General features: G+C 71.2%; 16 protein-coding genes and 1 pseudogene. 4 read left to right on the forward strand and 13 right to left on the reverse strand.

Annotated features, from left to right (window positions below; all coding sequences use genetic code 11):
- The first annotated feature begins 65 nt into the window (after positions 1 to 65).
- A complete protein-coding gene (gene dxs, locus OG524_RS29245) occupies positions 66 to 1,979 on the forward strand; it encodes a 1-deoxy-D-xylulose-5-phosphate synthase (protein WP_405387721.1) in 1,914 nt (637 codons plus the stop codon).
- 251 nt (positions 1,980 to 2,230) lie between these two features.
- Positions 2,231 to 3,694 (forward strand): amino acid permease, encoded by a 1,464-nt coding sequence (locus OG524_RS29250; RefSeq protein ID WP_405812516.1) that lies wholly within the window; start codon positions 2,231 to 2,233, stop codon positions 3,692 to 3,694.
- A gap of 7 nt (positions 3,695 to 3,701) precedes the next feature.
- Here OG524_RS29250 and OG524_RS29255 read toward each other — a convergent pair whose 3' ends face one another.
- Together OG524_RS29255 and OG524_RS29260 are read right to left on the reverse strand one after the other, a co-directional pair.
- Positions 3,702 to 4,115, reverse strand: coding sequence for an NTP pyrophosphohydrolase (locus tag OG524_RS29255; protein WP_405811965.1), 414 nt, complete (start codon positions 4,113 to 4,115; stop codon positions 3,702 to 3,704).
- 20 nt (positions 4,116 to 4,135) lie between these two features.
- Positions 4,136 to 5,236 (reverse strand): LCP family protein, encoded by a 1,101-nt coding sequence (locus OG524_RS29260; RefSeq protein WP_405387719.1) that lies wholly within the window; start codon positions 5,234 to 5,236, stop codon positions 4,136 to 4,138.
- A gap of 339 nt (positions 5,237 to 5,575) precedes the next feature.
- On the opposite strand from OG524_RS29260, the gene OG524_RS29265 reads away from it, so the two are divergent.
- Positions 5,576 to 6,697, forward strand: a complete 1,122-nt coding sequence (locus OG524_RS29265; protein WP_405387718.1) for a hypothetical protein — start codon at positions 5,576 to 5,578, stop codon at positions 6,695 to 6,697.
- Between the two features lie 130 nt (positions 6,698 to 6,827).
- Here OG524_RS29265 and OG524_RS29270 read toward each other — a convergent pair.
- From OG524_RS29270 to OG524_RS29305, 8 genes and pseudogenes are all read right to left on the reverse strand, one after another.
- Positions 6,828 to 7,013, reverse strand: a pseudogene (locus tag OG524_RS29270) (2-C-methyl-D-erythritol 4-phosphate cytidylyltransferase); the annotation flags it as partial.
- Positions 7,014 to 7,209: 196 nt separating this feature from the next.
- On the reverse strand, positions 7,210 to 8,193 hold the full coding sequence (locus OG524_RS29275; RefSeq protein ID WP_405811966.1) for a hypothetical protein: 984 nt from the start codon (positions 8,191 to 8,193) through the stop codon (positions 7,210 to 7,212).
- 171 nt (positions 8,194 to 8,364) lie between these two features.
- Positions 8,365 to 10,497, reverse strand: coding sequence for a 3-hydroxyacyl-CoA dehydrogenase NAD-binding domain-containing protein (locus OG524_RS29280; protein ID WP_405811967.1), 2,133 nt, complete (start codon positions 10,495 to 10,497; stop codon positions 8,365 to 8,367).
- Positions 10,494 to 11,714: a thiolase family protein gene (locus OG524_RS29285; RefSeq protein WP_405387715.1), complete on the reverse strand. Its 1,221-nt coding sequence runs from the start codon at positions 11,712 to 11,714 to the stop codon at positions 10,494 to 10,496. Before OG524_RS29285 ends, OG524_RS29280 begins: the two co-directional genes overlap by 4 nt.
- Before the next feature lie 122 nt (positions 11,715 to 11,836).
- Positions 11,837 to 12,568, reverse strand: a complete 732-nt coding sequence (locus tag OG524_RS29290; protein WP_405811968.1) for a ferritin-like domain-containing protein — start codon at positions 12,566 to 12,568, stop codon at positions 11,837 to 11,839.
- Positions 12,569 to 12,595: 27 nt separating this feature from the next.
- Entirely contained in the window at positions 12,596 to 13,870 is a 1,275-nt protein-coding gene (locus tag OG524_RS29295) for an HRDC domain-containing protein (protein ID WP_405811969.1), read from the reverse strand.
- 117 nt (positions 13,871 to 13,987) lie between these two features.
- Positions 13,988 to 14,650 (reverse strand): response regulator transcription factor, encoded by a 663-nt coding sequence (locus tag OG524_RS29300; protein ID WP_056791805.1) that lies wholly within the window; start codon positions 14,648 to 14,650, stop codon positions 13,988 to 13,990.
- 220 nt (positions 14,651 to 14,870) lie between these two features.
- A complete protein-coding gene (locus tag OG524_RS29305) occupies positions 14,871 to 15,530 on the reverse strand; it encodes a DUF3000 domain-containing protein (RefSeq protein WP_405387712.1) in 660 nt (219 codons plus the stop codon).
- Between the two features lie 92 nt (positions 15,531 to 15,622).
- Between OG524_RS29305 and hemE the strand changes: the two genes are divergently transcribed.
- Positions 15,623 to 16,693, forward strand: coding sequence for a uroporphyrinogen decarboxylase (gene hemE, locus OG524_RS29310; protein WP_405387711.1), 1,071 nt, complete (start codon positions 15,623 to 15,625; stop codon positions 16,691 to 16,693).
- 1 nt (position 16,694) lies between these two features.
- Here hemE and OG524_RS29315 read toward each other — a convergent pair whose 3' ends face one another.
- The 3 genes from OG524_RS29315 to OG524_RS29325 all read right to left on the reverse strand — a co-directional run bounded on the left by OG524_RS29315 (position 16,695) and on the right by OG524_RS29325 (position 19,462).
- Positions 16,695 to 16,970: a hypothetical protein gene (locus tag OG524_RS29315; RefSeq protein ID WP_405387710.1), complete on the reverse strand. Its 276-nt coding sequence runs from the start codon at positions 16,968 to 16,970 to the stop codon at positions 16,695 to 16,697.
- Positions 16,971 to 17,041: 71 nt separating this feature from the next.
- Positions 17,042 to 18,424 (reverse strand): FAD-dependent oxidoreductase, encoded by a 1,383-nt coding sequence (locus tag OG524_RS29320; RefSeq protein ID WP_405387709.1) that lies wholly within the window; start codon positions 18,422 to 18,424, stop codon positions 17,042 to 17,044.
- A gap of 45 nt (positions 18,425 to 18,469) precedes the next feature.
- Positions 18,470 to 19,462 carry a DUF4349 domain-containing protein gene (locus OG524_RS29325; RefSeq protein ID WP_405387708.1) on the reverse strand — a complete coding sequence of 331 codons (993 nt, stop codon included), beginning with the start codon at positions 19,460 to 19,462 and terminating at the stop codon, positions 18,470 to 18,472.
- Positions 19,463 to 19,491: the final 29 nt, after the last annotated feature.

The raw sequence follows: 19,491 nt of genomic DNA on the forward strand, positions 1-19,491 counted from the left end.
CGCCGGCGGAACATTAGACTCATCGGATCGACACGCTCGACCAGCTCACACGCAAGGAGGCACGGGTGGATCTGCTGACCCGCATCAGGGGACCGCGCGACCTGGACCGGCTCAGCCTTGAGCAGCTGGACCAGCTCGCCGAGGAGATCCGTACCTTCCTCGTCGACGCAGTGTCCAAGACCGGCGGCCACCTCGGCCCGAACCTGGGCGTGGTCGAGCTGACCATCGCCCTGCACCGGGTGTTCGAGTCGCCGCGGGACAAGGTCCTCTTTGACACCGGCCACCAGAGCTATGTGCACAAGCTGCTCACCGGCCGGCAGGACTTCTCGAAGCTCAAGAGCAAGGGCGGCCTCTCCGGATACCCGTCCCGCGCCGAGTCCGAGCACGACGTCATCGAGAACTCGCACGCCTCGACGGTGCTCGGCTGGGCCGACGGCCTCGCCAAGGCCAACGAGGTCCTGAGGAAGGACGACCACGTCGTCGCCGTCATCGGTGACGGCGCACTCACCGGCGGCATGGCCTGGGAGGCGCTGAACAACATCGCCGCCGCCAAGGACCGCCCCCTCGTCATCGTCGTCAACGACAACGAGCGCTCGTACGCCCCGACCATCGGCGGCCTCGCGAACCACCTCGCCACCCTGCGCACGACCGACGGGTACGAGCGGTTCCTGGCCCGCGGCAAGGACCTCCTGGAGCGCACGCCGGTCGTCGGCAGGCCGCTGTACGAGACCCTGCACGGCGCGAAGAAGGGGCTCAAGGACTTCATCGCCCCGCAGGGCATGTTCGAGGACCTCGGCCTGAAGTACGTCGGACCCATCGACGGCCACGACATCGAAGCCCTGGAATCCGCGCTGACGCGTGCCAAGCGCTTCGGCGGCCCGGTCATCGTGCACTGCCTCACCGAGAAGGGCCGCGGCTACACCCCCGCGCTCCAGGACGAGGCCGACCGCTTCCACGCCGTCGGCAAGATCCACCCCGACACCGGCCTGCCCATCTCCACCTCCGGCCTCGACTGGACCTCGGTCTTCGGCGAGGAGATGGTCAAGCTCGGCCACGAGCGCGAGGACATCGTCGCCATCACCGCGGCCATGCTCCAGCCCGTCGGCCTCGGCAGGTTCGAAGAAGCCTTCCCGGACCGGATCTACGACGTCGGGATCGCCGAGCAGCACGGCGCGGTCTCCGCGGCGGGCCTCGCCACCGGCGGACTCCACCCCGTCTTCGCGGTCTACGCCACCTTCCTCAACCGCGCCTTCGACCAGGTCCTGATGGACGTCGCCCTGCACAGGTGCGGAGTGACCTTCGTCCTGGACCGGGCCGGAGTCACCGGCACGGACGGCGCCTCGCACAACGGCATGTGGGACATGTCGATCCTGCAGTGTGTGCCGACGCTGCGCATCGCCGCCCCGCGCGACGCCGACCAGGTCCGCGCCCAGCTGCGCGAGGCCGTCGACGTCGACGACGCGCCGACCGTCGTCCGCTTCTCCAAGGGCGCGGTCGGCCCGGCGGTCAAGGCCGTCGGCACCGTCGGCGGCATGGACGTGCTGCGCCACGCGGGCACGGACGCTCCGGACGTCCTCGTGGTCTCCGTCGGCGCGCTCGCCCCGATGTGCCTGGAGATCGCCGCGCTGCTGGACGCGCAGGGCATCTCCACGACGGTGGTCGACCCGCGCTGGGTCAAGCCCGTCGACGAGGCACTCGCCCCGCTCGCCGCACGGCACCGCGTCGTCGTCACCGTCGAGGACAACAGCAGGGCGGGCGGCGTCGGCTCCGCCGTCGCCCAGTCACTGCGTGACGCCGGGGTCGACGTACCACTGCGCGACTTCGGCATCCCGCCGGTCTTCCTCGACCACGCCTCCCGCGGCGAGGTCATGGCCGAGATCGGGCTGACCGCGCCGGACATCGCCCGTCAGGTCACCGGTCTGGTCGCCAAGCTCGACGGCCGCTACGAGAGCCGCGCGGTGGAGCCCGCCCGCGACTGATCGGACCGCCGAGTCCTACGGCACACGACAGTGCGCCCCCGCCGTCCCCGGACGGCGGGGGCGCACTGCCGTATGCGCCCCCGCGCCGGTGCCGTTACTCCGTTCGGCCGACCGGACTTCCCTCTCCCGGGCCCCATCGGGTGAATCGCGCCCTCCTGCCGCCCCCCGGCCGCGCGTCCTCTCGATCATGACCGTGATTCGGGTAACGCGAGGACGGCGACGGACATCACGGAGGCAGACCGGTGAACACACTGTTTCGGACGAAGACGGTCGAACAGTCGATCAGGGATACGGAGGAGCCGGAGCACTCGCTCAAGAAGTCGCTCTCCGCGCTGGACCTCACGGTCTTCGGGGTGGGTGTCATCATCGGCACCGGCATCTTCGTCCTCACGGGCAAGGTCGCCAAGGAGACGGCGGGCCCCGCCACCGCCCTCGCCTTCGTGGCCGCCGGAATCGTGTGCGCACTCGCGGCCCTGTGCTACGCCGAATTCGCCTCCACCGTCCCCGTGGCGGGATCGGCGTACACCTTCTCCTACGCCTCGCTGGGCGAGCTGGTGGCCTGGATCATCGGCTGGGACCTGGTGCTCGAATTCGCGCTGGGCACGGCGGTGGTGGCCGTCGGCTGGTCCGGCTACGTCCGCTCGCTCATGGACAACGTGGGCTGGACGATGCCGGAAGGGCTCTCCGGCCCGGACGTGGCCAGCGGATTCGGCTTCGACATCCTGGCGTTCGCCCTGGTGCTGATCCTGACCGTCATCCTGGTGCTCGGGATGAAACTCTCCGCACGGGTGACCACGGTCGTGGTCGCCATCAAACTGGCCGTCGTCGGGATCGTCATCGTCGCGGGGATGTTCTTCATCAAGGCGTCCAACTACTCGCCGTTCATCCCCGAGGCGGAGCCCCAGCCGGCCGGTTCAGGCCTGGACGCCCCGCTGGTGCAGCTGATCTTCGGCTACGAACCGACGAACTTCGGCGTCATGGGCATCTTCACCGCGGCCTCCGTCGTCTTCTTCGCCTTCATCGGCTTCGACGTCGTGGCCACCGCCGCCGAGGAGACGAAGATCCCGCAGCGGGACATGCCGCGCGGCATCCTGGCCTCGCTCCTCATCTGCACCCTGCTCTACGTCGCCGTGTCGATCGTGGTCACCGGCATGCAGCACTACTCGGAACTCTCGGTCAGTGCCCCACTGGCCGACGCCTTCAAGGCGGTCGGGCACCCCTTCTACGCGGGAGTCATCAGCTTCGGCGCCGCGATCGGCCTCACCACGGTCTGCATGATCCTGCTCCTCGGCCAGACCCGGGTGTTCTTCGCGATGAGCCGCGACGGCCTGCTCCCGCGGTTCTTCTCGGTCACGCACCCGCGCTTCGGCACCCCGTACCGGCCGACCATCCTGCTCGGCGTGATCATCGCGATCGTGGCCGGCTTCACGAGCATCAACGAGCTGGCCACCCTGGTGAACATCGGCACGCTCTTCGCCTTCGTGGTCGTCGCCCTCGGCGTCATCGTCCTGCGCCGCACCCGCCCCGACCTGCACCGCGCCTTCCGCACCCCGTGGGTACCGCTGCTCCCGATCGTCTCGGTGGCCGCCTCGGTCTGGCTGATGCTGAACCTGCCGGCCGAGACCTGGCTCCGGTTCGGGATCTGGATGGTGCTCGGGGTGATCATCTACTTCGCGTACGGGCGCAGGAACAGCCGTATGGCGAAGGAGGTCTGACTCCCGCTCAGGCCCCGCGCGAGGGCGGCAGCGGCCGTACCGTACGCGGGCCCGCGCACCGGGCCCCGTACGCCCCGACCCGCTGCCGCAGCCCCCGGTCGGCCGTGACGACGACGCAGTCGCGGTCCGCGTCCGGACCGGCGGCCCAGCCGGCGACCAGCCCGGCGATCAGGTCGTCGCCCGAGCCGGGCGCGGACTCCACCCGGACGCCCGGCACGGAGGCCACGTCCCGGGCCGCGCCCTCGACGACCAGGACGACCTCGACGGGACCGGGATGCCCGGGCAGGCCGTCGGCGGCGTACGGGACGAGGGAGTCCCGCAGCCGCTCGGCCGCGCCGCCCCGGTCCCGCCACCAGCCGTCCGGCACGGACCCCACCACGTTGGCGGCGTCGACGATCACCAGGGCCTGTTCGTTCGTCACCCCGTCAGGGTGACACGGACTCAGCCGCCGGTCGCGGGGGACTTCTTCGCGGACTCCGGGATCGTGGCGTCCGTACGGATCGCCTTCCAGAGGTCACCTGCCTGCGGCTCCGCCGCCACCACCCGGTTCGGGTCCTGCTTGTCGTACGCAACCGGCAGCATGATCGTCTCCATGGAGGAGGGGTCTACGCCGTTCATCGAGCGGGCGAACTCGGTGAGGGAGGTCAGCGAGGCCAGCCCCTCGTCGGTGGTGAGCGACTTCGTGGCCGAACTGGCGATCCTGTAGGCCGTCGTCGGACTGCCCAGCAGGTCCTGCGACTTGATCTCGGTCAGCAGCGAGAACAGGAACTGCTGCTGCAGCCCGATCCGGCCCAGGTCGCTGCCGTCGCCGACACCGTGCCGGGTCCGGACGTAGGCGAGGGACTCGGTGCCGTCGAGCTTGTGCGAACCGGCGGCCAGGTCGAGCCCCGACGCCTTGTCGTGGATCGGCTCCCCGACCTCGACGGTGACGCCGCCGATCGCGTCGACGAGGTCCTTGAACCCGGCGAAGTTGATCTCCATGTAGTGGTCGATGCGGACCCCGGACATCTTCTCCACGGTCTTGACCACACAGGCCGGGCCGACCTCGGAGTACACGGAGTTGAACATCCTGCGCTCCGCGGACGGGACCTCGGTCCCGTCGGCCTTCGTGCACGCGGGCCGGGTCACCAGGGTGTCGCGCGGAATGGACACGGCGACGGCCTCGGTCCGGCCCTCGGGTATGTGCACCACCATCGCGGTGTCGGAGCGCGCCCCGCCCACGTCGCCGCCACCACCGAGCTCCTTGTTCTCGGCGCCCGCGCGCGAGTCGGAGCCGAGGACGAGGAGGTTCTGCCCGGCGGTCGGCAGCTTCTCGGGGCGGTCCTCGCCGAGCGCCTTGTTGATGTCGACGCCCTTGATGTTGCTGTCGAGGCTGCTGTACATCCAGTACGCGGTGCCGCCGCCCGCGAGCACGAGGACCAGCAGGACCCCGAGCGTGATCTTGAGGCCGCGGCGGCGCTTGCGTTCCTTCTTCCGTCCCCGGTTCGAGGGCTCCGCCCGCCGTGAGGCGGACCGGCCCGGGGGCGTGGCGTCGTGGCTCATCCTGCGAGAGTCCCTTGGTCTCATCGCCCCGAAGGGCTGGGGGCAAGTTGGGGACTCGGGTGGGGCCGGTCCACGCGTGTGGGGGAGGGCTGAGTGTGAACTATAGAAATATATTCGATTCTTGTGTTCTTCTTCACACAAACTTCGGCGTGATCTCCCGGAATGTTCCACAACGCGTGATAGGGCTGCCCCTTCGGTGAACGCCCGAGGACGTGGGGAGCGCCGGATCCCGGGGCGAGCGGGGATTCTATGATGGGGCGTGTTCGGTCGGCCGCGTGCCGGAGCGCAGGGCGTTCCCGGACGCGGGGCCGAGAAGCTCGGGAAGGACAACCTCACGCCATGCCGGTCAGATCCAGGCGCGTCACCCAGGACAGGGCCTCGGCCCAGGGGCCCGAAGGCCCCGGCGCCCGCGCGCATCACATGGTGCGAGAGGTGGCGGGCGGCCGCTGGCTCGTCCTGGGCAAGGACGGCCGGCTCAGCGCGTACGCCCTGGCCGACGAAGGAATGCTCCGCTGGACGGAGGAACGCCCCGGGGGCTCCGTGTGGGCGGGCCCCGAGCTCGTTCCCGTCCCGCACCTCACCTCCCTGACGGTGGCCCAGGGAGCCGACGGATTCGTCCACTTCGTGGGCAGGCGCGCCGTGGAGAAGCACGACGGCCCGCCGGTCGTCGACCTGGTGACCGCCACCCAGTTCCAGACCGGCCGCCCCGTCACCCAGTGGCGCCCCCTCGGCAACCCGCACAAGGAACGGCCCAAGGCGGCTCTCCTCGGTGTGCCGGCCGCGGCCGTGAGCGAGACGGGGACACTGCACGTCTTCGTACGCAACGAGGGCGGCGCCCTGCTCGTCCGGTGCGAGAGGCCCGACGGCAAGTGGGAGGCCTGGCGCGACCTGAAGGTCCGGCGGGTCCAGGACGGCACGGCCACGGTCACCACCGCCTCCGGCCGGGTGGAGGTGCTGGTCCCCGGGGCCGGAGTGACCCCGCGCCTGAGCCGGGAGCCCGGCGGTGCCTACCAGCAGGACCAGGACATCCCCTTCGCGCACACCCCCGGCAGCGCCGTCGCCCTGGAGACCGCCCAGGACAGGGTCACGTACTACTGGGCGGACGACTCCACGGGAGGGGTCGTGGCCTACCGGCCCGGGACCTGGGCGATCCCGCTGGGCGGCTCCGCGTCCACCGGAACGGTCGCCGTCCTGCGGACCATGCTCGACGGCTACGACTGCACGGTGCTCGCCCACAGCGCGCACGACGGCCAGGTCATGCTCACCGCGTGCGGTACGGAGAACGAGGGCGGCGGTGTGTGGTGGTCCCCCACGGGCGAGTACTGCACAGGCGGCCCCGCCCTCGCGTACGACGCGTACGGGCGGGTGGTGCTCGCACTCATCGGCAAGGACGGGGCACTGCACATCGCACGCCAGAACCGTGAGCCCGGTCTGGCCCTGGACCCCTCCGTCCGGGTCTGAAGAGCAGGACACGCGGGAGGGCACCCACGCCCGTGGGTGCCCTCCCGCGTGTCCTGCCCCTGCCGGGCTCAGGAAGCGGGCTTGAGCCCGATGGGCAGGTAGTTGCCGCGTTCTGCCGGGACCGGCCGGCGGGCAGGACCAGGACGACGATGTCGTCGATGTCCGGAGCGTTCTCGAAGATCTGCAGGGTGTGTTCGAGGACGGGCTTCCCCGCGATCTTCAGGAGCTGCTTCGGAATGGAGAGACCGATGCGCTGCCCGGTGCCACCGGCGAGGACAACTGCGACCGTACGGCGACGGGTGGCGCGGATGCTCAAGACGTTCCTGCTTCCTGGAAGGGGTGAGGGTGGATGCGGAGGGCCCGTCAGGCGGGCTGGTGCGGCTGAGACTTCAGGGCTTCCTGCGCCGGGTACTCGACGGGGAAGTCCCTGAGCCCGCGGAGGTGGAGATCGTTCGCCGCCTGGGCGAAGCGGACCGTCGACGGAGGATGGTCCGGACCGAGCAGGTATTCCTTCAGCTGCTCCCGGTACGGGCCATGACGTCCTGGTCCCTGGAGAGCATGGCGTCCAGGGCCATCTCCAGGCCGTTGCACTCGGAGTCGAGGAGGTACGACGCGTACGCGGTCCGCTGCTCGGTCCTGGACTCGGCGTCCGGGAGACCTTCCATATTGAAGATCGCGTAGGGCTTCCGGGTCGCCACGAAGTCCGAGACCACGCTCGACATGTCGCCGATGAGCAGGTCCGAGTGGTTGAAGCAGTCGTACAGCGTGGGAACCCGCTCGGTCACCACGTGGTGCGCGTCGGCGGGCAGCGCGTCCCAGTAGAGCGAGCCGGCCTGGTCGCGGAACTTACGGATCCGGGTGGTCCGCTCCTCCTCGGTGAGGTCCGGGTACCTGGAACGGACACCGCGCTCCTGGAGCGCGGCGAGGCGTTTGTCGATGCGCGCCAGCCTGCGGGTGGCGGTCTTGGAGTCCATGACCTTCCGGCCGGACCGGCGGGCGTTGTCGTCCTGGAGCAGCGCGATGATGCGCCGGTGCGCCGCGGCGGCGGGGGAGCGGGTGCCGGTCAGCGGGTGCGGCTTGTAGATGATCCGCAGCTGCCGCTCGTGGCCGAGCAGGGTGCGGATGAGGTGCTCACCCGCGGGGATGACCGACGTGTAGCAGGCGTCGTCGGTCCAGCCCTCCCAGGTGGGGGCGTAGATCACGGTGGGTGTCTCGTTGGCGACCGAGCCCGTCCAGCGGCGCAGCGGCATCAGCTGCGGACGTCCGACCTCGACGATCTGGTGGGAGGAGACCGCGTGCTTGATGCGCTCGTACCGGTCGCGTCCGGCACGGCCGGCCACCCAGATCTCGTCGAATACCTTGCTGACGCGGTTGCTGCTGGCCAGCTTGTCGCTGTCGCCGTGGCCGATGAAGACGTGCTTGACCTCGTGCCGCTGGAGCATGTGCACGTTCTTGCCGGCGTTGCCCGGGTACAGGGTGACCCGGAGTTCCGGCATCTCGACCTTGCCAGGTTCTCGGCCTTCGGCACACAGATGACGGGCTACGGAGGTGGAGTCTTGCTTCTCACGCTGGGTGACGGGGATGATGCCCGCCCGCACAGGCCCGTCGAACGACGAAGGGGTACGGCCCGGTGTCCGGGCCGTACCCCTTCGCGCGTCAGGCAGATGCTACGCCGGGACGCTCGCCACGCCCTGCGCCAGGAACCGCTTCCCGTTGACCCGCTCGGAGACGCCCTCGCGGTCCAGGTACGGCGTGATGCCGCCCAGGTGGAAGGGCCAGCCCGCGCCGGTGATCAGGCAGAGGTCGATGTCCTGGGCCTCGGCGACGACGCCCTCGGCCAGCATCAGGCCGATCTCCTGCGCCACCGCGTCCAGGACGCGGTCGCGGACCTGCTCCTCGGTCAGGACGGTGTCGCCCTGCTTCAGGAGGGCGGCGACCTCGGGGTCCAGCTCCGGCTTGCCGGAATCGTAGACGTAGAAGCCGCGCTTGCCGGCCTTGACCACCGCGGCCAGGTTCCCGGAGACGGTGAACCGGTCCGGGAAGGCGCGGTTCAGGGTCTCGGAGACGTGCAGACCGATCGCCGGGCCGACCAGCTCCAGCAGCACCAGCGGGGACATCGGCAGGCCGAGGGGCTCGATGGCCTTCTCCGCCGTCTCGACCGGGGTGCCCTCGTCGATGATGTTCTGGATCTCGCCCATGAAGCGGGTGAGGATGCGGTTGACGACGAACGCCGGGGCGTCCTTCACCAGGACCGCGGTCTTCTTCAGCTTGCGGGCGACACCGAAGGCCGTGGCCAGCGAGGCGTCGTCGGTCTGCTCACCGCGGACGATCTCCAGGAGCGGGAGGATCGCGACCGGGTTGAAGAAGTGGAAGCCGACGACCCGCTCGGGGTTCTTCAGCTTCGACGCCATCTCGGTGACCGAGAGGGACGAGGTGTTGGTGGCGAGGATCGCGTGCGCCGGGGCGACCGCCTCGACCTCCGCGAACACCTGCTGCTTGACGCCGATCTCCTCGAAGACGGCCTCGATGATGAAGTCGGCGTCGGAGAAGCCCTCCGCCTTGTCCAGCACACCGGAGACCAGGGCCTTCAGCCGGTTCGCCTTGTCCTGGTTGATACGGCCCTTGCCGAGCAGCTTCTCGATCTCGGCGTGGACGTAACCCACACCCTTGTCGACACGCGCCTGGTCGATGTCCGTGAGGACGACCGGGACCTCCAGGCGGCGCAGGAACAGCAGGGCGAGCTGCGAGGCCATCAGGCCCGCGCCCACCACACCGACCTTGGTGACCGGACGGGCCAGGGCCTTGTCCGGGGCACCGGCCGGGCGCTTGGCGCGCTTCTGGACCAGGTTGAAGGAGTAGATCCCGGAGCGCAGTTCGCCGCCCGTGATCAGGTCCGCGAGGGCCTGGTCCTCGGCGTCGAAGCCGGCACCCAGGTCGCCGTCCTTGGCCGCCGCGATGATCTCCAGCGCGCGGTACGCGGCCGGGGCCGCGCCGTGCACCTTGGAGTCGGCGATGGCCCGGCCACGGGCGACGGCCTGGTCCCAGGCGTCACCACGGTCGACCTCGGGACGCTCCACCGTGACCGTGCCGTTGAGCACGGAAGCGGTCCAGAGCAGCGACTGCTCCAGGAAGTCCGCACCCTCGAAGAGGGCGTCGGCGATCCCGAGCTCGAAGACCTGCTTGCCCTTGAGCTGGCGGTTCTGGTTCAGCGAGTTCTCGATGATCACCGAGACGGCACGGTCGGCACCGATCAGGTTGGGGAGCAGCGCGCAGCCGCCCCAGCCGGGGACCAGACCGAGGAAGACCTCGGGCAGCGAGAACGCGGGGATCGCCGTGGACACGGTGCGGTACGAGCAGTGCAGGCCGATCTCGACACCGCCGCCCATCGACGCGCCGTTGTAGTACGCGAACGTGGGTACCGCGAGGCCGGACAGCCGGCGGAAGACGTCGTGGCCGCCCTTGCCGATGGCCAGCGCGTCCTCGTGCTTCTTCAGCAGCTCGACGCCCTTGAGGTCGGCGCCGACCGCGAAGATGAACGGCTTGCCGGTGATGCCCACACCGGTGATCGCGCCCTCGGCGGCCTCCTTCTCGACCTGGTCGACGGCGGCGTTCAGATTCGCCAGCGACTGCGGGCCGATGGTGGTCGGCTTGGTGTGGTCGAAGCCGTTGTCCAGCGTGATGAGGGCGAACCGGCCCGCACCGCCCGGAAGGTCGAGGTGGCGTACGTGCGCCTGCGTGACGACCTCACCGGGGAACAGCTCGGCCGCGCCCTTCAGAAGCTCAGTGGTGGTGGTGCTCACTTGTTGCCTCCGTCGAAATTCGGGTTCTCCCAGACGACCGTGGCGCCCATGCCGAAGCCGACGCACATCGTCGTCAGGCCGTAGCGGACCTCCGGCTGCTCCTCGAACTGGCGGGCCAGCTGAGTCATCAGGCGGACGCCGGAGGAGGCCAGCGGGTGACCGTAGGCGATCGCGCCGCCGTACTGGTTGACGCGCGCGTCGTCGTCGGCGATGCCGTAGTGCTCCAGGAACGCGAGCACCTGCACGGCGAAGGCCTCGTTGATCTCGAAGAGACCGATGTCGGAGATGGAGAGACCGGCCTTGGACAGGGCCTTCTCCGTCGCCGGGATCGGGCCGTAGCCCATGACCTCCGGCTCGACGCCCGCGAAGGCGTACGAGACGAGACGCATCTTGACCGGGAGGCCCAGCTCGCGGGCGACGTCCTCGGCGGCGAGCAGCGAGGCGGTGGCGCCGTCGTTGAGACCCGCGGCGTTGCCGGCCGTCACGCGGCCGTGGGCGCGGAACGGGGTCTTCAGACCGGCCAGGGACTCCATCGAGGTGCCCGGGCGCATCGGCTCGTCGGCGGTGACCAGGCCCCAGCCCGTCTCACCGGCCTCCGCGTTGGTGCGGCGCACGGCGACCGGCACCAGGTCCTGCTGGATCTTGCCGTCGGCGTACGCCTTGGCGGCCTTCTCCTGCGAGCGGACCGCGTACTCGTCGGCGCGCTGCTTGGTGATCGAGGGGTACCTGTCGTGCAGGTTCTCCGCGGTCATGCCCATGAACAGGGCGGACTCGTCGACCATCTTCTCCGAGACGAGACGCGGATTCGGGTCCACGCTCTCGCCCATCGGGTGGCGGCCCATGTGCTCGACACCACCGGCGACGACGACGTCGTACGCGCCGAAGGCGATGGAACCGGCCGTCGCCGTGACGGCGGTCAGGGCGCCCGCGCACATGCGGTCGATGGAGTAGCCGGGGACCGACTGCGGCAGACCGGCCAGGATTCCGGCGGTGCGGCCGAGCGTGAGGCCCTGGTCGCCGATCTGCGTGGTCGCGGCGATGGCGACCTCGTCGATCTTCGCGGGGTCCAGGTCCGGGTTGCGGCGCAGCAGCTCCCGGATGGCCTTCACGACGAGATCGTCGGCGCGGGTCTCGTGGTAGATGCCCTTCGGGCCCGCTTTGCCGAACGGGGTGCGGACGCCGTCGACGAAGACGACGTCCCGGATGGTACGAGGCACGGTGGCTCTCCTCCAGGGTGCGGGATGGCACTGCTGCGGGGCGCGCCCAGGAGCGCGCCGCCCCCCACATGCTACTTGCGAGTAACCAGACTGCCCACCCCCTGCGGGCGGAGCGGCGAAGGTCACATGTCACACACTGCCCGTACGGCCCTCCCGCGCACCATGTCCGCGGCGATCGGGTGCGAGGACCGGACCACCTCGGCGACGAACCCGCGCCTCCGCACCCCCAGATGCCGCAGCGCGGGACCGTGGCCCCACGCGACGACCAGGGCGACGGCGCCGAGGGCCGTCCGCCAGCCGAGCGTGGCCAGGGCGCGCACGGGGCGGGGGAGCGGGCCGAGCGCACGGCGCAGGCGTGCGCAGTGGAACGGCACGTGCCGCTCCTCGTCGGCGAGGATCCGCCCCGCCACCTCACGGGTGAGCGCGTCGGCCGTACCGTCGCGCAGGGCCCGGTAGTAACGCAGCGCGATCACTTCCGCGATCATCAGGACCAGCAGCTCCAGCCGCAGACCCAGCAGTCTGCGCAGCGCCACGAAGACCCGGTCGCTCCCGTGCGAACGGAGCGTGGACGCCCCGCCCGCGGCCAGCAGCAGCGCGAGCAACCTGGCGTGATTTCGCTCCTCGTCGACGAACAAACGGACCGCCGACGCGTACGCGGAGTCCCCCGCGGCCTCCGCCTTGGCGATCAGATTCGCGCCGTCCCCGTCCTCACCGACCTGGAAACGCCGCACACTGCGCCGGACCGGCGGCGGCAGCAGGGCACCCGGCTCCCACTCCGGATCCCCCTGCCCGGCCCGGCGCTCCCACGCGTCCTCGAACGCGCGTATCCAGTCGTCGAACCCGCCTGCCGTCATCCGCTCCCCCCGGGCGTACGTACGTGGTCAGGCGCTCGCGTCCAGGGCCCGCAGCAGCAGCGGGCCGACCTGCTCGATCTGCCAGCGGCGGGCGCCGTATCCGGCGAGCGCTTCCTCGACCCCGTCCGGCGTCAGGCCCCGCGGCGGCTCCCAGCAGAGCCGGCGCACGGTGTCCGGGGTGATCAGATTCTCCTGCGGCATGTGCAGCCGCTCCGCGAGCTCCGACACCGCCGTGCGGGCCGCCGACAGGCGGGCCGCGGCGGCCGGGTCCTTGTCCGCCCAGGAGCGGGGCGGTGGCGGTCCGGCGGGCTGCTGGCCGGGCTGCGGGAGCTCCGACTCGGGCAGCTCCTTGGCCCGGTCGACGGCCGCCTGCCACTGTTCCAGCTGGCGGCGCCCCATGCGGTGGCCGAAGCCGGGCAGCGCGGTGAGGGCCTGTACGTTCACCGGGAGGGCGAGGGCAGCCTCGATGATCGCGGCGTCGCCGAGCACCTTGCCGGGCGAGATGTCACGGCGCTGCGCGACCTGGTCACGGGCGGTCCACAGCTCCCGTACGACCGCGATCTGGCGGCGGCGGCGCACCTTGTGCATGCCGGAGGTGCGGCGCCAGGGGTCCTTGCGCGGCGGGGCGGGAGGCGCCGTGGCGATCGCGTCGAACTCCTCCAGGGCCCATTCCAGCTTGCCCTGCCGGTCGAGCTCCTCCTCCAGGGCGTTGCGCAGGTCGACCAGCAGTTCGACGTCGAGCGCGGCGTAGCGCAGCCAGGGGTCGGGCAGCGGACGGGTGGACCAGTCGACCGCGGAGTGGCCCTTCTCCAGCGCGTAGCCGAGGACGTTCTCCACTATGGCGCCGAGACCGACCCGCGGGAATCCCGCCAGCCGTCCGGCGAGCTCGGTGTCGAAGAGCGAGGTCGGGATCATGCCTATGTCACGGAGGCAGGGCAGGTCCTGGGTTGCGGCGTGCAGGATCCACTCGGTGCCGGTGAGGGCCTCGCCCAGGCCCGAGAGGTCGGGGCAGCCGACCGGGTCGATCAGCGCGCTGCCCGCGCCCTCGCGGCGCAGCTGCACGAGGTAGGCGCGCTGCCCGTAGCGGTAGCCGGAGGCGCGCTCGGCGTCGACGGCGACGGGGCCGGTGCCCGCGGCGAAGGCCGCGATCACTTCGGCCAGCGCGTCGTCGGTCGCCACCACCGGGGGAATGCCCTCGCGCGGTTCGAGCAAGGGGGTCGGCGCCGGGGCGACGTCGTCCGGGGGAGCGCCCCCGGTGGTTCGCAGTGAAGTGTCTGCTGCGGTCTCTTGGGCGTCGGTCACATGCCAAGGGTATCTGTGTATGTGCGGCACCCGTCGACGTAACGTTCCGCCGACGGGTGCCGATGCACGTAAACCGGCCGGGTACGCATCGCTGCACGTACCGGCGGGGAGCGGGGGTCAGTGGATGATGCCCGTCCGCAGGGCCACGGCGACCATTCCTGCGCGGTCTCCGGTGCCGAGCTTGCGGGCGATGCGGGCGAGGTGGCTCTTGACGGTGAGTGCGGAGAGGCCCATCGAGACGCCGATGGCCTTGTTGGACTGGCCTTCGGCGACCAGGCGGAGCACCTCCACCTCACGTCCGGACAGTTCGCGGTAGCCGCCCGGGTGGCTCGGAGAACCGGGAGGCCTGCGGTGCATGCGGGCTGCGTTGGCGCCGATCGGGGCGACACCGGGTCGGGAGGGGTGGCCGATGTTGGTACGGGTGCCGGTGACGACGTAGCCCTTCACGCCGCCCGCGAGGGCGTTGCGAACCGCGCCGATGTCATCGGCGGCGGAGAGGGCGAGGCCGTTCGGCCAGCCGGCGGCTCGGGTCTCGGACAGCAGGGTCAGCCCGGAACCGTCGGGCAGGTGGACGTCGGCAACGCAGATGTCGCGCGGGTTGCCGACGCGGGGGCGGGCCTCCGCGATGGACGACGCCTCGATGACGTCACGAACTCCGAGTGCCCACAGATGGCGGGTGACGGTGGAACGGACGCGCGGGTCGGCCACGACGACCATGGCCGTCGGCTTGTTCGGGCGGTAGGCGACCAGGCTTGCGGGCTGCTCGAGGAGAACGGACACCAGGCCTCCTGGGGAGTGGCGGTACGGGCCGGCTCGGGGATGAAGCCGGGGCGAACCGTGCTTGAAGGGTCATTGACCTCTTCGGCAGCAGGCGCGTCCTCCTTTAGGGGAAGATCACGATTTAGTGAGTAACAATTCGGGCAAATAGGACGCGCGATCGATTGTACGAAAAGAGAGCCGGTGCTTGCGTGACCGGCTCCCTCCCGAAGGTGACACTGCGTCAGGGCTTCCGGGGGCCCCGCCGCTGGGGCAGCGTCACGACCGCCGCGTCGGCCGTCCCCGACGGCGGCAGACCGGCGAGCTGGCACAGCAGGTCGCCCCACGCGGCCAGGTGCGCCGCCGTGTCCGGCACGCCGCCACGCCCCTCCCGTGGCGTCCAGGAGGCCCGGATCTCGATCTGCGTCGCCGGGCGCCGCGCGCCCAGCGCGCCGAAGTAGTGCGATCCGGCACGCGTCACCGTCCCGCCCGCTTCCCCGTACGACAGGCCCCGCGCGTCCAGCGCACCCGTCAGCCAGGACCAGCACACCTCGGGCAGCAGCGGGTCGGCCGCCATCTCCGGTTCCAGCTCGGCCCGGACCAGCGTCACCAGCCGGAAGGTGCCCTGCCAGGTGTCGTGCCCGGACGGATCGTGCAGCAGCACGAGACGGCCGTCGGCGAGATCGTCCTCACCGTCCACGACCGCGGCCTCCAGGGCGTACGCGTGCGGGGCGAGGCGTTGGGGCGGCCGCGTCGGCTCGACCTCCAGTTCGGGGCGCAGGCGGGCGGAGCGCAGCGCGTCGACCGCCGAACGGAAGGCGGGTGGGACGGAATCGTCCCCACCGCTCTCCTCGGTAGCAGCGCCATCGGAATGATCGGAGAATTGTCCCTGAGCCGGAGCCATGCCGGGAAGAGTAGGCGGAACCGGAGCCTCGCGCAGGGAGGGACACCCCTGCGGGGTCGGGCTCGTTCCGCATGCGTGCGAAGATTCCGGGTGTGAGTGCCAACGACAGCCCCTCGGGCCTGCAGACGACATCCGCCACCCATGAGTCGGCCTTCCTCAAGGCGTGCCGGCGTGAGCCCGTGCCGCACACCCCGGTGTGGTTCATGCGCCAGGCGGGGCGCTCACTCCCCGAGTACCTGAAGGTCCGCGAAGGCGTCGCGATGCTCGACTCCTGCATGATGCCGGAGCTCGTCACCGAGATCACCCTGCAGCCCGTACGCCGCCACAAGGTCGACGCCGCGATCTACTTCAGCGACATCGTCGTACCGCTCAAGGCCATCGGCATCGACCTCGACATCAAGCCCGGCATCGGCCCGGTGATCGCCGAGCCGATCCGCACCCGCGCCGACCTGGCCAGGCTGCGCGACCTCACGCCCGAGGACGTCCCGTACGTCACCGAGGCCATGGGCATGCTCACCGCCGAGCTGGGCGCGACGCCGCTGATCGGTTTCGCCGGAGCGCCGTTCACTCTCGCGAGCTACCTGGTGGAGGGCGGCCCGTCCCGCAACCACGAGCGCACCAAGGCCATGATGTACGGCGACCCGGAGCTCTGGGCCGACCTGCTCGACCGGCTCGCGGCGATCACCGGGGCGTTCCTGAAGGTCCAGATCGAGGCGGGCGCCTCGGCGGTCCAGCTCTTCGACTCCTGGGTGGGCGCCCTGGCCCCTGCCGACTACCGCCGCTCCGTGATGCCGGCCTCCGCGAAGGTGTTCGACGCCGTCGCGTCGTACGGCGTTCCGCGGATCCACTTCGGCGTGGGCACCGGTGAACTGCTCGGCCTCATGGGCGAGGCCGGCGCGGACGTCGTCGGCGTCGACTGGCGGGTCCCGATGGACGAGGGCGCCCGCCGGGTCGGGCCCGGCAAGGCCCTCCAGGGCAACCTCGACCCGGCGGTGCTGTTCGCACCGACGGAGGCGGTGGAGGCGAAGGCCCGCGAGGTGCTCGACGCAGCCGCCGGCCTGGAGGGCCACATCTTCAACCTGGGCCACGGGGTCATGCCGACGACCGACCCGGACGCGCTGACCCGGCTCGTGGAGTACGTCCACGAGCAGACGGCACGCTGACTCAGGCGCGGTGCCACTCCGGGTCCCGGACCCGGGAACAGGCCCGGCACTCCAGCATGCCGTCGGGACGGTCGTCGGGGACGACCGCCCTCACCCGGAAACCGCTGCCGCAGTTCGGGCAGTTGCGGCCGGAGCGGTTGACCCGGCGGGCAGGAAGACGCGGGCTGCTGCTGCCCAGGAGGACGCCGAGGCCCACACGGGCGGCAGCCCCCAGCACCAGGAGGGGACAGGCCGGGTACGGACATCCGGGGCCCCTCGGGTTCGAACCGACGGGCATTCCACGAGGGGACGCGGCCCGGCCCTTCGCGGTTCGGCCCGGCCTTCGCGGTTCAGGCCGGCCTTCGCGGTTCAGGCCGTGCCCGCCTTCCGTACCGCCGTCACCGCCTTGCGGGCCGCCACCAGGACCGGGTCCCAGACCGGGGAGAACGGCGGGGCGTAACCGAGGTCGAGCGCGGTCATGGCCTCCACCGTCATTCCGGCGGTGAGCGCCACCGCCGCGACGTCCACGCGCTTGGCGGCCCCGTCGCGGCCCACGATCTGCACGCCGAGGAGCCGGCCGGTCCGGTACTCGGCGATCATCTTCACCGTCATCGGCCGCGCTCCCGGGTAGTAGCCCGCCCGCCCCGTCGACTCGATCGTCGCCGTGACGTACCGCAGGCCGACCGCACGCGCGTCCTTCTCGCGGAGCCCGGTCCTGGCGATCTCCAGGTCGCAGACCTTGCTCACCGCCGTACCGACCACGCCCGGGAAGGTGCCGTAGCCGCCGCCGACGTTGGCCCCGATGATCTGGCCGTGCTTGTTGGCGTGGGTGCCCAGCGCGATGTGGCGGGTGCGGCCCGCCACGAGGTCCAGGACCTCCACGCAGTCGCCGCCCGCCCAGATGTCGTCGTGGCCCACGACCCGCATCGACAGATCGGTCAGCAGGCCGGCGTGCGGGCCGAGCGGCAGACCGGCCGCGCGGGCCAGGGCGGTCTCCGGCTCGACGCCGATGCCGAGCACCACCACGTCCGCCGGATAGCTCGCGTCGTCCGTGGCCACAGCGGCGGCACGGCCGTCCGGGCCGGTGTGGATACGGGTGACCGCGGCGCCGTTCACCGTGGTGATGCCCAGCCCGTCCATCGCCTCGTGGACGAGACGGCCCATGTCGGGGTCGAGGGTCGCCATGGGCTGCGCGCCGCGGTTGAGCACCGTCACCTCGAAGCCGCGCTTCAGCATCGCCTCGGCCATCTCGACGCCGATGTAGCCCGCCCCGATCACCACCGCCCGGCGCCCGGGGGCCCGGTCCAGCGAGTCCAGGAGCGCCTGGCCGTCGTCCAGCGTCTGGACCCCGTGCACCCCCGGGGCGTCCATCCCGGGCAGCCCGGGCCGGACCGGGCGGGCTCCCGTCGCGATCACCAGCTTGTCGTAGCCGGTCCAGTACGTCTGCCCGCCGTCCCGGTCCAGTGCCCGCACCCGCCGCCCGGCGACGTCGATCTCCGTCACCTCGGTGCGGGTCCGCAGGTCGATGGAACGGGCCCGGTGCTCCTCGGGCGTACGGGCGACGAGGTCGTCACGCTCCTCGACGTCGCCGCTCACCCAGTACGGGATGCCGCAGGCGGAGTACGAGGTGAAGTGGCCGCGTTCGAAGGCGACGATCTCCAGGTCGTCCGGCCCCTTGAGCCTGCGGGCCTGCGACGCGGCGGACATGCCCGCCGCGTCGCCCCCGATGACCACCAGTCGTTCCGCCGCCATGCCGGGTCCCTTCGCCGCAGTGTCAGGGAGCCCACGCTACGGCGCTCATGGTGCCGACGGGGCCTCCGGAGCCGGGGGCACCGTCGTGGACGGGGCCGGCCGGTGACGTCGCGGCAGACGACCGCGGAGCAGCCGCCACAGGACCGCCAGGACGGCCGCCGCGGCCAGGAACGGAGCCGTGGCACCGATCGCCACCGCGATCCACCGCAGCATCGTCACGAACGCGTCCCAGCCGCCGGCCAGCGCGTCCAGGAAGCCCGTGTCCTCGTCCTCGGGATCCTTCCCGTCCTCGTACGGCTCGCCGAGTTCGAGCGTGATCGTCGCCAGCGAGGTGCGGTCCTTCAGGGACGCCTGCTGGGCGAGCAGCGACTCCAGATCGGCCTGACGCCTGCTCAGTTCGCCCTCCAGCGTCACCACGTCGGTGAGCTTCTCAGCCTTGTCCATCAGGTCCCGGACCCGGACGACGCTCGCCCGCTGGGTGGCGATCCGGCTCTCCACGTCGACGACCTGGCCGGTGACGTCCTTCGCGTTCGACGTACGGGACCGGAGCTTCCCGGTCCCCGCGAGCTCGCGCAGCACCGCGTCGTAACGCTCCTGGGGCACGCGCAGCACGAGGTGCGACATCTCGTGGGTGTCGTCGACGCGTTCCGTGGTCTCCTCCGAGACGAGCCCCCCGGCCCCCTCCGCCACCCCGCGGGCGGTGGCGACCGCCTTCGGCACGCTCTTCACCTCGATGTCGAGGGTTGCCGTGCGGATGACATGGACCGCGACCGCCGCCCCCGGCTTCGGTGCGGCCGAGGCGCCTGCCCCGGACTTGGCCGCCTCCTTGCTGTCCGACTCCGCGCCGGAGCCCAGCCCCCTCTGGTCGGCGGCGGCGACACCCTTGTCGCTCGACGAACTGTCGTCGGCGGCACCGCACGCACCGGTACCGAGCAGCACGACGAGCACCCCGGCGGCCAGGGCGGCGCGCGAACGGCGTGCGGGACGCGGGAGCGGGCGTGCGGGTGGACGGTTGTCCACGTGGTGGTCGATCTTCATGACGAGTCCCCCCAGGGCCGTTGTCGGTG

This window comes from Streptomyces sp. NBC_01520, from assembly GCF_045040375.1.
Lineage (GTDB): Bacteria > Actinomycetota > Actinomycetes > Streptomycetales > Streptomycetaceae > Streptomyces.

Excerpts from the sequence above, each read along its gene's own strand:
- OG524_RS29265 (WP_405387718.1), top strand. The coding sequence starts at position 5,576 with ATGCCGGTCAGATCCAGGCGCGTCACCCAGGACAGGGCCTCGGCCCAG.
- OG524_RS29315 (WP_405387710.1), bottom strand. The coding sequence starts at position 16,970 with ATGCCCGTCGGTTCGAACCCGAGGGGCCCCGGATGTCCGTACCCGGCC.
- OG524_RS29260 (WP_405387719.1), bottom strand. The coding sequence starts at position 5,236 with ATGAGCCACGACGCCACGCCCCCGGGCCGGTCCGCCTCACGGCGGGCG.
- OG524_RS29275 (WP_405811966.1), bottom strand. The coding sequence starts at position 8,193 with ATGCCGGAACTCCGGGTCACCCTGTACCCGGGCAACGCCGGCAAGAAC.
- OG524_RS29305 (WP_405387712.1), bottom strand. The coding sequence starts at position 15,530 with ATGGCTCCGGCTCAGGGACAATTCTCCGATCATTCCGATGGCGCTGCT.
- OG524_RS29320 (WP_405387709.1), bottom strand. The coding sequence starts at position 18,424 with ATGGCGGCGGAACGACTGGTGGTCATCGGGGGCGACGCGGCGGGCATG.
- OG524_RS29325 (WP_405387708.1), bottom strand. The coding sequence starts at position 19,462 with ATGAAGATCGACCACCACGTGGACAACCGTCCACCCGCACGCCCGCTC.
- OG524_RS29290 (WP_405811968.1), bottom strand. The coding sequence starts at position 12,568 with ATGACGGCAGGCGGGTTCGACGACTGGATACGCGCGTTCGAGGACGCG.